The 12,157-nt window shown below is 69.3% G+C and carries 11 protein-coding genes; all 11 read right to left on the bottom strand.

Features of this window, described 5'->3' with window-relative positions:
• Positions 1-6 precede the first annotated feature (6 nt).
• Positions 7-681, bottom strand: a complete 675-nt coding sequence (locus SNE35_RS22420) for a nucleotidyltransferase family protein (protein ID WP_320425238.1) — start codon at positions 679-681, stop codon at positions 7-9.
• 6 nt (positions 682-687) lie between these two features.
• Positions 688-1,593 carry an XdhC family protein gene (locus SNE35_RS22415; RefSeq protein WP_320425237.1) on the bottom strand — a complete coding sequence of 302 codons (906 nt, stop codon included), beginning with the start codon at positions 1,591-1,593 and terminating at the stop codon, positions 688-690.
• An 11-nt stretch (positions 1,594-1,604) separates the two neighbouring features.
• Positions 1,605-2,771, bottom strand: coding sequence for a VWA domain-containing protein (locus tag SNE35_RS22410; protein ID WP_320425236.1), 1,167 nt, complete (start codon positions 2,769-2,771; stop codon positions 1,605-1,607).
• Positions 2,768-3,673 (bottom strand): AAA family ATPase, encoded by a 906-nt coding sequence (locus SNE35_RS22405; protein ID WP_320425235.1) that lies wholly within the window; start codon positions 3,671-3,673, stop codon positions 2,768-2,770. The genes SNE35_RS22410 and SNE35_RS22405 overlap by 4 nt, the downstream gene beginning before the upstream one ends.
• Before the next feature lie 7 nt (positions 3,674-3,680).
• On the bottom strand, positions 3,681-4,301 hold the full coding sequence (locus tag SNE35_RS22400) for an SRPBCC family protein (RefSeq protein WP_320425234.1): 621 nt from the start codon (positions 4,299-4,301) through the stop codon (positions 3,681-3,683).
• Positions 4,301-6,715: an aerobic carbon-monoxide dehydrogenase large subunit gene (locus SNE35_RS22395; RefSeq protein ID WP_320425233.1), complete on the bottom strand. Its 2,415-nt coding sequence runs from the start codon at positions 6,713-6,715 to the stop codon at positions 4,301-4,303. Before SNE35_RS22395 ends, SNE35_RS22400 begins: the two co-directional genes overlap by 1 nt.
• Positions 6,716-6,732: 17 nt before the next feature.
• Positions 6,733-7,224: a (2Fe-2S)-binding protein gene (locus tag SNE35_RS22390; RefSeq protein ID WP_320425232.1), complete on the bottom strand. Its 492-nt coding sequence runs from the start codon at positions 7,222-7,224 to the stop codon at positions 6,733-6,735.
• Between the two features lie 13 nt (positions 7,225-7,237).
• A complete protein-coding gene (locus tag SNE35_RS22385; protein ID WP_320425231.1) occupies positions 7,238-8,101 on the bottom strand; it encodes an FAD binding domain-containing protein in 864 nt (287 codons plus the stop codon).
• A 234-nt stretch (positions 8,102-8,335) separates the two neighbouring features.
• Positions 8,336-9,097 carry a LytTR family transcriptional regulator gene (locus SNE35_RS22380; protein WP_320425230.1) on the bottom strand — a complete coding sequence of 254 codons (762 nt, stop codon included), beginning with the start codon at positions 9,095-9,097 and terminating at the stop codon, positions 8,336-8,338.
• Between the two features lie 60 nt (positions 9,098-9,157).
• Positions 9,158-10,411, bottom strand: a complete 1,254-nt coding sequence (locus SNE35_RS22375) for a pyridoxal-dependent decarboxylase, exosortase A system-associated (RefSeq protein ID WP_320425229.1) — start codon at positions 10,409-10,411, stop codon at positions 9,158-9,160.
• 10 nt (positions 10,412-10,421) lie between these two features.
• Positions 10,422-12,011 (bottom strand): acyl-CoA ligase (AMP-forming), exosortase A system-associated, encoded by a 1,590-nt coding sequence (locus SNE35_RS22370; protein ID WP_320425228.1) that lies wholly within the window; start codon positions 12,009-12,011, stop codon positions 10,422-10,424.
• Positions 12,012-12,157 lie beyond the last annotated feature (146 nt).

Below are 12,157 nucleotides of genomic sequence, written 5' to 3'. Positions count from 1 at the left end.
CGCGGATCAGGCGGCCACGCCGGCGGGCCAGCGCAGTGCGTGGCCCGTCTCACGCTCGAAGCGTTCGAGGTCTTCCGGCGTATCGATGTCCACGCGGTAGCGGCGGTTGTCGGTGACGAAGGGCTGCACCAGCTCCGGGTGCTTCACCTGCCATTGGCGGCAGCCCGCGTTGGCCGCGCCGGCGAGGATCTGCTCCCGGACATCGGCGCTGAACATCACCGGGTTGCCGCGCTCGCCCTGCACCTCGGGGTAGACCACGGCCGCGCCTTCGCTCCGCTTCTTCCAGGCGCCGATCAACGCGCCGATATCTTGCGCGTTGAGCAGCGGCTGATCGGCCAGCACGACCATCACGGCGTCCAGCTTGCCGGCCAGCGCGGCGAGGCCGAGCCGTTGCGAGGACACCTGCCCGTCCTCGGGCCGCGGATTGCGGACGACGGTGACCGGGAAGCTTTCGACCGCCGGGCCGATCACGTCCGCGTAGTGACCGAGCACGACCACGACCTCGTCCACACCCGCGCCCGACAGCGCGATCAGCGTGCGCCGGATCAGCGGCACGCCGCCCAGCTCCAGCAGGCTCTTGGGACGATTCCCGATGCGCTCACCGGCCCCGGCCGCGAGCACCACCGCGCCCACCACCAGCCGGCTGTAGAGACCGCCGCCCCCTTTGAGAATGCAGCCCATGCCGGATCACTCCTTCGCGGCGCCGCCACCGCAGCAGGAGCCGGCGATCGGCGCCAGCTCGGGTAGCGGCAGGACCGACGGCTTGGCGCGCGGCGATTCGACGACCTCTTTCTCCGGCGCGTTGCGCCGCGCGGCGATCACCGCGGCCAGAACGGCCAGCGCGATCTCCTGCGGCGTCTGCGCGCCGATCGCCTGGCCGGCCGGCGCGACGATGGCGTCCACCTCGGCCTGGTCGTGCTCGGACTCGAGCAGCGTCCGGCGCAGCACGTCGGCCTTGCGCGCGCTGGCCACGAAGAAGATCTTGCGGGCCTTCAACGACAGCGCCGCATGCAGGCCCTGCAGATCGCGCCGACCCTGCGTGGCAACGACGACAAAGGCGCCCGCCTCCACCTCGCCGGCGAAGGCGATCGCGTCATCGGTGACCAGCACCTGGCGAGCATCGGCGAAGCGGCTCGCATCGGCATCGTGCGCGATCACCGTGACCGTGAGGCCGACCCGCGGCGCCAGCTCCGCCAGCGAGACCGCCACCGGCGAATCGCCGACGACGACGAGATGCGCCGGCGGCAGCACGGGGTCGATGAAGAGCTCGACCGTGCCGCCCGAATGGCATGCCATGCCGAACTCCAGCAAGTCGCTCAGCTCGCGCTCGTGGCCCTCGGCCGCCGGCGCGATGCGGATCATCCGCGGCTGGCCGTCCTGCAGCGACTGGCGCACGGTGCGCACGACGGCGGGCTGCGAGCAGCCGCCGCCGATCCAGCCGTCGATGCGGCCGTCCGCCGTGACGAGCGCCTTGTCGCCCGGTCGCGCGGAGCTGGGCGCCACCACGCGCACCACGCTCACCAGCGCGAAGGGCTGGCCCGCGGCGCGCAGCCGCTCAGCCGAAGAAATCCAATCGAGCGAGGTGGCAGTCATGTCGGTGTCCTTCAATGGATCAGCGCCTCGGCGCGCGCCAGATCGCGCAGCGAAGACAGGGGCACGAAACTCTCGATCAGGCCGGCGCAGCCCTGCACCGCGGCCGAGGCTGGCGCCGCGGCCGTGGGATGGAACCAGGTGATGCGTGCGCCACGGCGGCGCAGCAGCCGCATCTGCTCGGGCAGTTGGTCCGGCTCGTCGGCATCGAAGCCGTCGGAGAGCAGCCAGACGCGCGCGCCCCGACCGAGCTGCGCGCGCGCATGGCTGCGCTGGAAATCGGCCAGACTCGTGGCGATGCGCGTGCCGCCGCCAAAGCCGGCGGTGACCGCGTTGACCTTCTCCTGCACCGTTCCCGAGTCGCGCTGCAGCAGCGGCGTGATCTCGATCAGGCGCGTGTGGAACACGAAGACACGCGCATCGGCCGTGCCCACGAAGGCCCGCGCGATGCGCAGGAACAGCTGCGCATGCGTTTGCATCGAGCGGCTCACGTCGACCAGGATGAAGAGCCGCGGGCGCTCGCGGCGCGGGCGTCGCCACGCCGGCTGGATGGGCACGCCGCCGGTGGCGAGGCTCCTGCGGAGCGTGCGGCGCAGGTCGAGCCGGCGGCCGGCCGGTGCGTCCTGCCAACGCCGCGTGAGGCGCTTGCGCAGGCGTTCCGCCATGCGTGCGGCGAGCTGCTCCAGCTGGGTCAGATCCTGCGGCATCCACATCGCCATCGAGCGGTCGTGTAAGGCCTCAGTGCGGCTCGCGCCGCCTTGGGCGCGCGGCTGCGACGCGACTTCGTCAGCGCCGCCTTCGGGCACATCGAGCGCGCTGTCCAGCGAGCCGCTGCCGCCGGGCCCGCCGCTCAACGCATCGTGCAGCGCCCGCACCGCCTGGCGCAGATCGCGCGAAGGCCGTGTCCGCCCGCTCACGCTGACCTTGCCCTTGACGCGCTCGGGCTGCCAGTAGCGCTCGAACAGCTCCGGCCACTGGCGCCAGTCGCGCCGGTCGCGGCAGGCGATGGCGCGCCAGGCGCTGCTGAGCTGCTGGGCCCGGCCGCCCGGCAGCAGCAGCGCCGCACGCACGAAGGCGATCTGCTCGGCGATGCCGACCTTCATGCCGTGTTCGCGCAGCAGGGCCGCGAAGCCGCCGATGGCCTCCAGCGGGCGGGCGTGCTGGGCCAGCATGGCGCTCATAGGCTGGCCACGCCTTCGATGCGCTGCCGCTCGACCAGCTGCAGCACGCGCTGCGGGCTCAGCTGGTACAGGTCCTCCCGCGTCTTGAGCAGGCAGCCGAGCGTGGGCATCAGCGCGTAGGGGTCGTCGGGCAGGCCCTGCAGCCGCAGGCTGTGCAGCGCGCGCACCCAGTCGAGCGTCTCCGCGACGCCGGGCGTCTTGCCGAGATCCTCCTTGCGCAGGCGCTGCACGAAGGCAACGGCCTGCTCCACCAATTGCGACTCGGCCTGCGGCAAGGTGGTGCGGACGATGGCGATCTCGCGCGCCAGGGTCGGGTAGTCGAGCCAGTGGTAGAGGCAGCGGCGGCGCAGCGCGTCCGACAGCTCGCGCGTGCCGTTGCTGGTGAGCACGACCTGCGGGACGTGCGTGGCGCGCAGCGTGCCCAGCTCGGGCACGGTGATCTGGTAGTCGGCCAGCACTTCGAGCAGATAGGCCTCGAAGGCATCGTCGGCGCGGTCGATCTCGTCGATCAGCAGCACGCAGGGCTCGTCGCTGGAGATGGCCTGCAGCAGCGGCCGCTCCAGCAGGTAGCTGCGGGCGAACAGATCGCTTTCGCGGATGCCGGTGGGCTGCGTCTCGTGCGCGCGGATGGCCAGCAGTTGGCGGCCGTAGTTCCACTCGTAGGCGGCCTGCGAGAGGTCGAGGCCCTCATGGCATTGCAGCCGGATCAGCCGGCGGCCGCCAGCGCGCGCCAGGCCCAGCGCCAGCGCGGTCTTGCCCACGCCGGCGTCGCCCTCGACGAGCAGCGGGCGCTGCAGTTGGGAGGACAGCCACAGCGTCGTGGCCAGGCCTTCGTCGGCGATGTAGCCGGCCTCGTGCAGGCGCTCGCGCAGGTGGGCGTCGGTGTTCACGGGCTCGGCCATGACAGGCTCACGCGCGTTTGCCGAACAGGCCGGCAAACCAGCTCTTGAGCACGGCCCAGCCGAAGCTGAAGGCGTTCAGTTCGTTGGCAGGTTCGTTCGCGGGTTTGGCGGCGGGCACCGGCGCTACAGGAGCCACCGGCGCTTCCGCCACCACAGGCACGGCCACCACCGGCACCGCCGCCGCAGCCGCGCTGAAGTTGGTGGCGAACTGCCCCAGCATCACGTCGGACACCGGCACCAGCAGCCGGCTGCCGAACTGCGCCAGCTTGCCGTTCACGATGATCACGGCATGGCCTACGAGCACACAGCTGCCCGGCGCCTCGCCCGCTTCAAGATGGGCCGTCAGATCCATCGAGGCCGAGGAGCCGCTCTTGTCGGAACCCTTGCCCAGCATGTGCAGCTGGCGCGCTTGCGCGTCGAGGCCCAGCACCTCGATGTCGCCGCCGAACATCAAGGTCGAGGGGCCGACCTTGCTCTTGACCGTGCCCTTGTAGTGGCTGGCATCGATCTGCTCGGTGATGGCGGCGCCGGGCATGCAGGCCGCCGTCGCGTTGATGTCCTGCAGCACGGCCCAGGCCTGGTCGATGCCCGCAACGACCGGGTAGCGCTTGTCGAGAGTGACTTCCATCAGAGATTCACTCCGCTGGCCTTCAGTTGCTGCCAGACGCGGTAGCTGCTGTGCGGCATCGTCATGTTCGTGACGCCCAGATGCGCGAAGGCATCGACGACGGCCGAGGTGAAGGTCGGGATCGAGCCCACGTGCGGCGACTCGGCCACGCCCTTGGCGCCGAGCGGGTGATGCGGCGAGGGCGTGACGGTGTGGTCGGTCTCCCAGTGCGGCGTCTCGACGGCCGTGGGCAGGAAGTAGTCCATCAGCGTGTTGCCGAGCAGGTTGCCCTGCGCGTCGAAGGGCATCTGCTGGCCCATCGCGACGGCGTAGCCCTCGGTGAGGCCGCCATGGATCTGGCCCTCGATGATCATCGGGTTGATGCGCGTGCCGCAGTCGTCGAGCGCGTAGAAGCGGCGCACGTGCGTCTCGCCGGTGGCGCGATCGATGTCGACCACGGCCAGGTAGATGCCGAAGGGATAGGTGAAGTTCGGCGGGTCGTAGTAGTGGACCGCTTCCAGGCCGGGCTCCAGTCCCGGCGGCGGGCTGTTGTACGAGGCCCAGGCGATGTCCTTCATGGTCTTGTAGCGGCTGTCGTCGCCCTTGACATTGAAGCGATCGATCTCCCAGTCGAGATCGTTCTCGCCCACTTCCAGCAGGTGCGCGGCGATCTTGCGTGCCTTGGCGAAGATCTTGCGACTGGCCATCGCGATGGCCGCGCCCGCCACCGGCGTGGAGCGCGAGCCGTAGGTGCCAAGACCATAGGGCGCGGTGCTGGTGTCGCCCTCCTCCACCTGGATCACCTCGCTGGGAATGCCCAGCTCGGTGGCGATGATCTGCGCGTACGTGGTCTGGTGGCCCTGGCCCTGCGTGATCGTGCCCATGCGGGCGATGGCGCTGCCGGTCGGGTGAACGCGGATCTCGCAGGAATCGAACATGCCCACGCCGAGGATGTCGCACATCTTGCTGGGCCCGGCGCCGACGACTTCGGTGAAGGTCACGAGGCCGATGCCCATCAGCGTCGGGCTGTTCGGGTCGGCGCGCCTGGCGGCTTGCTCGGCGCGCAGGGCCTTGTAGTCGACCGCGTTCAGCACCTTGTCCAGCGCGAGCTGGTAATCGCCCGAGTCGTACTCGAAGCCGAAGGCCGAGGTGTAGGGGAACTGTTCCTTGCGGATGAAGTTCTTGCTGCGGATCTCGGCCTTGTCGATGCCGAGCTTCTGCGCGAGCACGTCGACCATGCGCTCGACCAGGTAGACCGCCTCCGTCACGCGGAAGGAGCAACGGTAGGCCACGCCGCCGGGCGCCTTGTTGGTGTAGACGCCCTTGACGCTGGCATGCGCGGCGGGGATGTCGTAGGAGCCCGAGCAGATGTGGAACAGGCCGGCGGGGAATTTGGTCGGATCGGCGCAGGCATCGAAGGCGCCGTGGTCGGCGATCACGTTGACGCGCAGCGCGGTGATCCGGCCGTCGGGCGTGGCGGCCAGTTCGCCGTCCATGTGATAGTCGCGTGCAAAGGCGGTCGAGGAGATGTTCTCGATGCGGTCTTCCACCCACTTGACCGGCTTGCCGAGCACGATGCTCGACACGATCGCGCAGACGTAGCCGGGATAGATGCCGACCTTGTTGCCGAAGCCGCCGCCGATGTCGGGGCTGACGATGCGCACCTTCGATTCCGGGATGCCCGACAGCATCGACACCACCGTGCGCACCACGTGCGGCGCCTGCGAGGTGATGTAGGTGGTCAGGTCGCCACGGACCGGATCGAAGCTGGCCACGCAACCGCAGGTCTCCAGCGGACAGGGATGGACGCGCGGATAGTGGATGCGCTGCGTCACCGTGACCGGTGCCACCGCGAAGGCCGCATCGGCCGCGGCCTTGTCGCCGGCATCCCAGGTGAAGATGTGGTTGTGGTGCTCGCGCGGGCCGTGCGCGCCGACGGTCTTGCCGACCAGGTCCTCGCGGATCACCGGCGCATCAGGCGCGAGCGCCGCGTAGGGGTCGATGACCGGCTCCAGCTCCTCGTAGTCGACGAGCACGGCCTCCACGCCGTCAGCCGCGGCATAGCGGTCCTCGGCGATCACTACGGCCACTTCCTGCATCTGGAAGTGCACCTTGCCGTCGGCCAGCACGGCTGCCACGTCGCCGGCCAGCGTAGGCATCCAGTGCAGCTTCAGCGGCTTCAGGTCTTCGGCGGTCAGCACGGCGATCACGCCGGGGACCTTCAGTGCCTCGCTCTTGTCGATGCTCTTGATGCGGGCATGGGCCAGCGGCGAACGGACGATGTCCATGTGCAGCATGCCGGGCATCTTGATGTCGTCGACATAGTTGCCCTTGCCCTGGATGAAGCGCGCGTCTTCCTTGCGCAGGCGGCTGTCGCCCATGCCTTGCAGGGCGGCGCTGCGTTCGAGCAGCTTGGGATCGGTGGGTGCGTTCATGCTCTTGGTCTCCGGGCTCAGGCTGCGACAGCGGTGTCGGCACGCAGCTTGTTCGCTGCGTACTGGATCGCCTTGACGATGTTCTGGTACCCGGTACAGCGGCACAGGTTGCCGCTGATGCCCGCGCGGATCTCGGCTTCGCTCGGGTTCGGGTTCTCCTGCAGCAGCCGGTAGGCGCGCATCAGCATGCCCGGCGTGCAGAAGCCGCATTGCAGACCGTGCTCCTTGTAGAAGCCCTCCTGCACGGCGTGCAGCACGCCGCCTTGCGCCAGGCCTTCGACCGTGAGGACGCTGGAGCCCTCGCACTGCACGGCCAGGTGCGTGCATGACTTGACGGACTCGCCGTCCAGATCGACGGTGCAGGCGCCGCAGTGCGAGGTGTCGCAGCCGATGTGGGCGCCGGTGAGGTTGCAGTCTTCGCGCAGGAAATGGATCAGCAGGGTGCGCGGCTCGACCGCCTTCTCCAGCGTCTTGCCGTTGACCTTGATGTTAAGGATTCGTTTGGCCATCACTCTCTCCCGTTCAGTGACAACGCTCGGCGGCGGCGCGCAGGGCGCGCTTGAGCATCTGGCCGGTCATCGCGGTCTTGTATTCGCGGTCGCCGCGCAGGTCCTCCTGCGGGTCGGCGATCGCCATCGCGGCCGCAGCGGCGGCGTCGATGGCGGCTTCGCTCAGTGGCTTGCCGATCAGCAACTGCTCGGCGGCAGTGGCGCGCAGCGCGGTCGGGGCGACGTTGGTCAGCGCGATGCGGACCGACGCGACGGCGCCGCCGCTCATCCGCATGACAACGGCGGCGCCCGCGGTGGCCCAGTCGCCGGTCTTGCGCTTGAGCTTCTCGTAGGCCCAGCCGGTACCGGCGGCGAAGGGCGCGATGCGGATCTCGCAGAGGATCTCGTCCTCGGCCAGATCGGTCATGTAGGTGCCGTGGAAGAAGGACTCGGCTTTGACGGAGCGCCGCACCTGAGGGCCTTCCAGTACCAGCGTGGCATCGAGCGCGATGGACAGCGCGGGGTGGTCGTTGCCCGGGTCGCCATGCGCGATGTCGCCACCGATGGTGCCGCGGTTGCGCACCTGCGGGTCGGCGATCAGGCGCGGGGCGTCGGCCAGCAGCGGCAGCTTCTGCTGAAGCAGCTTCGATTCGATCAGCTCACGTTCGACCGTCATCGCACCGATCACGATCTCGCCGGCGTCCTCGCGGATGCCGCGCAGCTCGGGAATGCGGTTGATGTCGATCAGGTGCGCCGGCTGGGCGAAGCGCAGCTTCATCATCGGCAGCAGGCTGTGGCCGCCCGCCAGCAGCTTGGCTTCGCTGCCCAGAGACCCGAGAAGCGTGATCGCCTCACCCACGGTCTTGGGCGCGTGATAGTCGAAATTCGGGGGGATCATCGATGTCTCCAATGCACTGTTTTTGGTGTGCTTTGAAGATACGTCCGCCCTCTCGAACGACGCAAACGAGCAGGCAATGCCCCGCGATTTGCGTGAAGCGACGGGCCCGATGAACGAACTGCAAGCCGCGCGCACGAACTGCCGAAGACGCGCCGATCGCAGCGACGGACCTAGGGAAACCGATAGATAGGTGTTTGCCCGCGGAATGCGCGTGCCAACAAGCTGGGCGCCTTGCTAGTCCCGTTTGGCCGCGCCGTTGCCGACCACCGGCGACATGCCCAGCCGCGAGAGCAGATCGGGCGCGCTGGTGCGCGAGACGGGCACCGGTTCGCCATTGCCGGCCAGCCGCACCATCAGCCGGCCGGTGTCGCGCGCCAGGCCCTTGATCGCCGACAGATTGACGATGTGGCAGCGGTGCACGCGCATGAACTGCGCGGGGTCCAGGCGTGCCTCCAGGTCACCGAGGCTGAGATTGCAGAAGCGATTGCCGTCGGCTGTGATCACGCGCGTGTAGTGGCCTTCGGAATGCAGGTGCAGCGCATCGTCGGCATCCACCAGCACGACCTGCTGGCCCGAGATCGTCGGGATCTTGGCCAGGCGCCGGCGCTGGTCCGAGGCATCGACGGCCGGCTGCTCGCCGCTGACGAGATCGGTGATGTCGTAGAAGACCAGCGTGTAGCCGGCCGTGGCCGCGCGCGCATTGCTCAGCCGCGTCACCTTGATCAGCAGCACCCGCTCGGGGATGTTGATGATCATCGTCATCGGCGGCGGATTGGCCACCGGGCAGATCGCCGCCTGGTCCAGCATGAACTCGACCTTGGGCTGCGAGCGCGGCGGATGGAAGCTCACCACGCTCGCATCGAAAGGCTGCTTCTCGTCGACCGGCAAGATCTTGCGCGCCAGGTCATTCATCGCCGTCACGCGGCGCTCGGCATCGAGCTGGACAATGCCGACGTCGAAGCGTTCCAGCAGGTATAGGGGCGACAGGTGGCTCATCGGCGGCGACTCTCTGAGGGTCGTTTCCGCGCATGGTACGCGCGCTCTCAGCCCCAGCCGCTAGACCAGCACTTCCACGCAGTGCGGATGCCCCAGGAAATCCTGCGGGCTGGCGCTGCGGCCATAGGCGCCGGACTGGAACACGACGGCGAGGTCGCCCACTTCGGCCACCGGCAGTTCCATCCGGTCGGCCAGCAGGTCCAGCGGCGTGCACAGTGGCCCGACCACCGAGGCCGGCTCGCGCTCCGCGCTGCCGGCCTTGTTGCCGATCGTCGCCGGGTAGTTCTTGCGCACGACCTGGCCGAAGTTGCCCGAGGCCGCGAGGTGGTGGTTCAGGCCGCCGTCCGCCACCAGGTAGACCTGGCCGCGCGAGACCTTGCGGTCGACGATGCGGGTCACGTAGACACCGGCTTCGCCGACGAAGTAACGACCCAGTTCAATAACGAGAGAAGCCTGCGGCATCTCCTGCGCGGCGCGGCCGACCAGCTGCTGCAGGTTCTCGCCGATCGGCGCCAAGTCCAGCGGCTGCTCGCCCGGGAAGTACGGGATGCCGAAACCGCCGCCGAGGTTCAGGAACTTCACGGGCGCCGGCGCGTGCTGCGCCAGTCGCAGGGCCAGCTCGTAGGACTTCTGCTGCGCCTCGCAGATCGACTCGGCGCGCAGGTTCTGCGAGCCGGCGAACAGGTGGAAGCCTTCGAAGGCGAGGCTCAGGCGGCCGATCTCGGCGAGCAGCTCGGGCAGCACCTCGGTGTCGATGCCGAACTGCTTGGGGCCGCCGCCCATCTTCATGCCCGAGCCCTTCAGCTCGAAGTCGGGATTCACGCGCACGGCCACGCGCGCCGGCAGGCCCATGCGCTGCGAAGCCGCGGCGAGCACCGGCAGTTCGCGCGGCGATTCGACGTTGATCAGCACGCCCGCCGCCACCGCCTGATTCAGCTCGATGTCGCGCTTGCCGGGGCCGGCGAAGCTGATCTCGGCCGGATCGGCTCCAGCGTTCAGCGCCACCTGCAGCTCACCGGCCGAGGCGACGTCGATGCCGTCTACGAGGCCGGCCATCAGACCCACCACGGCCGGTAGCGGGTTGGCCTTCATCGCGTAGTGCAGCTTGACCTGCTTGGGCAGGGCGTCGCGCAACTGGGCTGCACGCGCACGCAGCAGACTGCGGTCGTAGGCGTAGAACGGCGTCTGGCCGACGCGCTCAGCCAGCAGCGAGAGCTTCTGGCCACCGACGATCAGCTCGCCGTCGCGGATCGGGAACTGGGTCATTGCGGCGTGCGCGGGCGCACGCTTGGGGAATACGGGAGCGTCGGACATGATGTGCGATTCAGGTCTGGGCGGCGCGCTCGACCCAGGCGGTCGAGAGCAGCTTGCGGTCGATCTTGCCGTTCGGGTTGCGCGGCAGCGGGCCGGCCTGCACCTCGATGCCCGCGGGCACCATGTAGGCCGGCATGCGCTGGCGGCACTCGGTCATCAGCGCGACGAGGTCGATGTCGGCCGCGCCGGCCGGCGCCGTGGCGATGACCTGGATCGCCTGGCCCAAGGTCGGGTGATCGACGCCGAAGGCCACGCATTCGCCGACCAGCTTGGTCGCGTACAGCAGTTCCTCGACCTCGGTCGGGCTGACGCGGTAGCCGGAGGTCTTCATCATCTCGTCGCGGCGGCCGACGAAGTAGAGGAAGCCTTCGGCATCGCGGCGCACCGTGTCGCCGGAGAACACGGCGTACTCGGGCAGTTGCAGGCCGGTCGGTCGGCCATCCAGGCCGGGAGGCAGCAGCTTGTAGCGCTCGGCGGTCTTTTCCGGATCGTTCCAATAGCCCAGGCCGACCAGCGCGCCGCGGTGCACGAGCTCGCCCGGCTCATCCGGCGCGCAGGGCGAGCCGTCCTCGCGCAGCACCAGGATTTCGGCGTTCGGGATCGCCTTGCCGATCGAGTCGGGCCGGCGGTCCACCTCCGACGGCGGCAGGTAGGTCGAGCGGAAGGCCTCGGTCAAGCCGTACATCAGGAAGGGCTTGGCGGCCGGCACGCGGGCACGCAGGGCGTCGAGCGTTTCGCGCGGTATGCGGCCGCCGGTGTTGGCGAAGTAGCGCAGGTGCTCGCCGATCGCGGCGGGCCACTCCATCTGCGTGAGCTGGATGTAGAGCGGCGGCACGGCAGTGAGGCCGGTGACCTTCTCGCGCTCCAGCGCCTTCAGCACGTCGCGCGGCAGCAGGTAGTTCAGCAGCACTACACGGGCGCCGGTGTGGAAGGCCGTGGTGAGCTGGCTGAAGCCGGCGTCGAAGGATAGCGGCAGCGCGGCCAGCAGCGTGTCGTTCTCGTCGTTCTCGAGGTAGGACGAGACGCTCTTCGCGCCCGCCACCATATTGCGGTGGGACAGCATCACGCCCTTGGGGCGGCCCGTGCTGCCGGAGGTGTAGAGGATCGCGCAGAGGTCGGTGTCGATGACGCGATGGCCGCTCGCTTGCGGCGCGTCGAGCAGGGCCGACCAGCGCAGCGCGGTGGCACTCGCCTCGCCGCCGTCGGTGACGACCACGTGCTTCAGCGCCTCGCAGCGGCCCAGTTCCTCGGCCAGCAGCGCGTGGCGATCGGGCGAGGTGATGAGCACGCGCACATCGCAGTCGCGCAGGATGAAGCCGACCTGTTCGGCCTTCAGCAGCGGATTCAGCGGCACGAAGGCGGCGCCGGCGGCCGGCGCGCCGAAGCTGGCGATCACCGTCTCGAAGCGCTTTTCCAGGTAGATCGCGACCCGTTCGCCACGCTGCACGCCCAGCGCGATCAGGCCGCTGGCGAAGGCCGAGACAGCCGCGTCGAGCGCGTCGTAGCCGAGCTGGGCGGCGCCTTGCGTCAGGGCCGTCGCGGGGCCACGCCGGTCGGCGGCTCTGGAGACGAGATCGTGCAGCAGGGTCGATTCGGGCATGCTTTGGCGCCGGTCAAAGGGGCAAAAAGGGAGCAAAAAAGTATCTCACAGCACCCCTGCGCGACGACCGGGCGCGAGCCCGGGAAGCGGCGAGCATCCGCTGAGCGTGTGAAATGCCCGTGCTCAGGGGGGAGGCGCAGCAGGGC

The organism is Roseateles agri, assembly GCF_034043675.1.
Lineage (GTDB): Bacteria > Pseudomonadota > Gammaproteobacteria > Burkholderiales > Burkholderiaceae_C > KK5.
The sequence above is the reverse complement of the archived record's forward strand: the minus strand, read 5'-3'. Positions and strand labels throughout refer to the sequence as shown.

Bases quoted from the DNA above. Each gene is read 5' to 3' on its own strand.
- SNE35_RS22415 (WP_320425237.1), bottom strand. From the start codon at position 1,593: ATGACTGCCACCTCGCTCGATTGGATTTCTTCGGCTGAGCGGCTGCGC.
- SNE35_RS22390 (WP_320425232.1), bottom strand. From the start codon at position 7,224: ATGGCCAAACGAATCCTTAACATCAAGGTCAACGGCAAGACGCTGGAG.
- SNE35_RS22400 (WP_320425234.1), bottom strand. From the start codon at position 4,301: ATGGAAGTCACTCTCGACAAGCGCTACCCGGTCGTTGCGGGCATCGAC.
- SNE35_RS22395 (WP_320425233.1), bottom strand. From the start codon at position 6,715: ATGAACGCACCCACCGATCCCAAGCTGCTCGAACGCAGCGCCGCCCTG.
- SNE35_RS22380 (WP_320425230.1), bottom strand. From the start codon at position 9,097: ATGAGCCACCTGTCGCCCCTATACCTGCTGGAACGCTTCGACGTCGGC.
- SNE35_RS22420 (WP_320425238.1), bottom strand. From the start codon at position 681: ATGGGCTGCATTCTCAAAGGGGGCGGCGGTCTCTACAGCCGGCTGGTG.
- SNE35_RS22370 (WP_320425228.1), bottom strand. From the start codon at position 12,011: ATGCCCGAATCGACCCTGCTGCACGATCTCGTCTCCAGAGCCGCCGAC.
- SNE35_RS22405 (WP_320425235.1), bottom strand. From the start codon at position 3,673: ATGGCCGAGCCCGTGAACACCGACGCCCACCTGCGCGAGCGCCTGCAC.
- SNE35_RS22385 (WP_320425231.1), bottom strand. From the start codon at position 8,101: ATGATCCCCCCGAATTTCGACTATCACGCGCCCAAGACCGTGGGTGAG.
- SNE35_RS22410 (WP_320425236.1), bottom strand. From the start codon at position 2,771: ATGAGCGCCATGCTGGCCCAGCACGCCCGCCCGCTGGAGGCCATCGGC.
- SNE35_RS22375 (WP_320425229.1), bottom strand. From the start codon at position 10,411: ATGTCCGACGCTCCCGTATTCCCCAAGCGTGCGCCCGCGCACGCCGCA.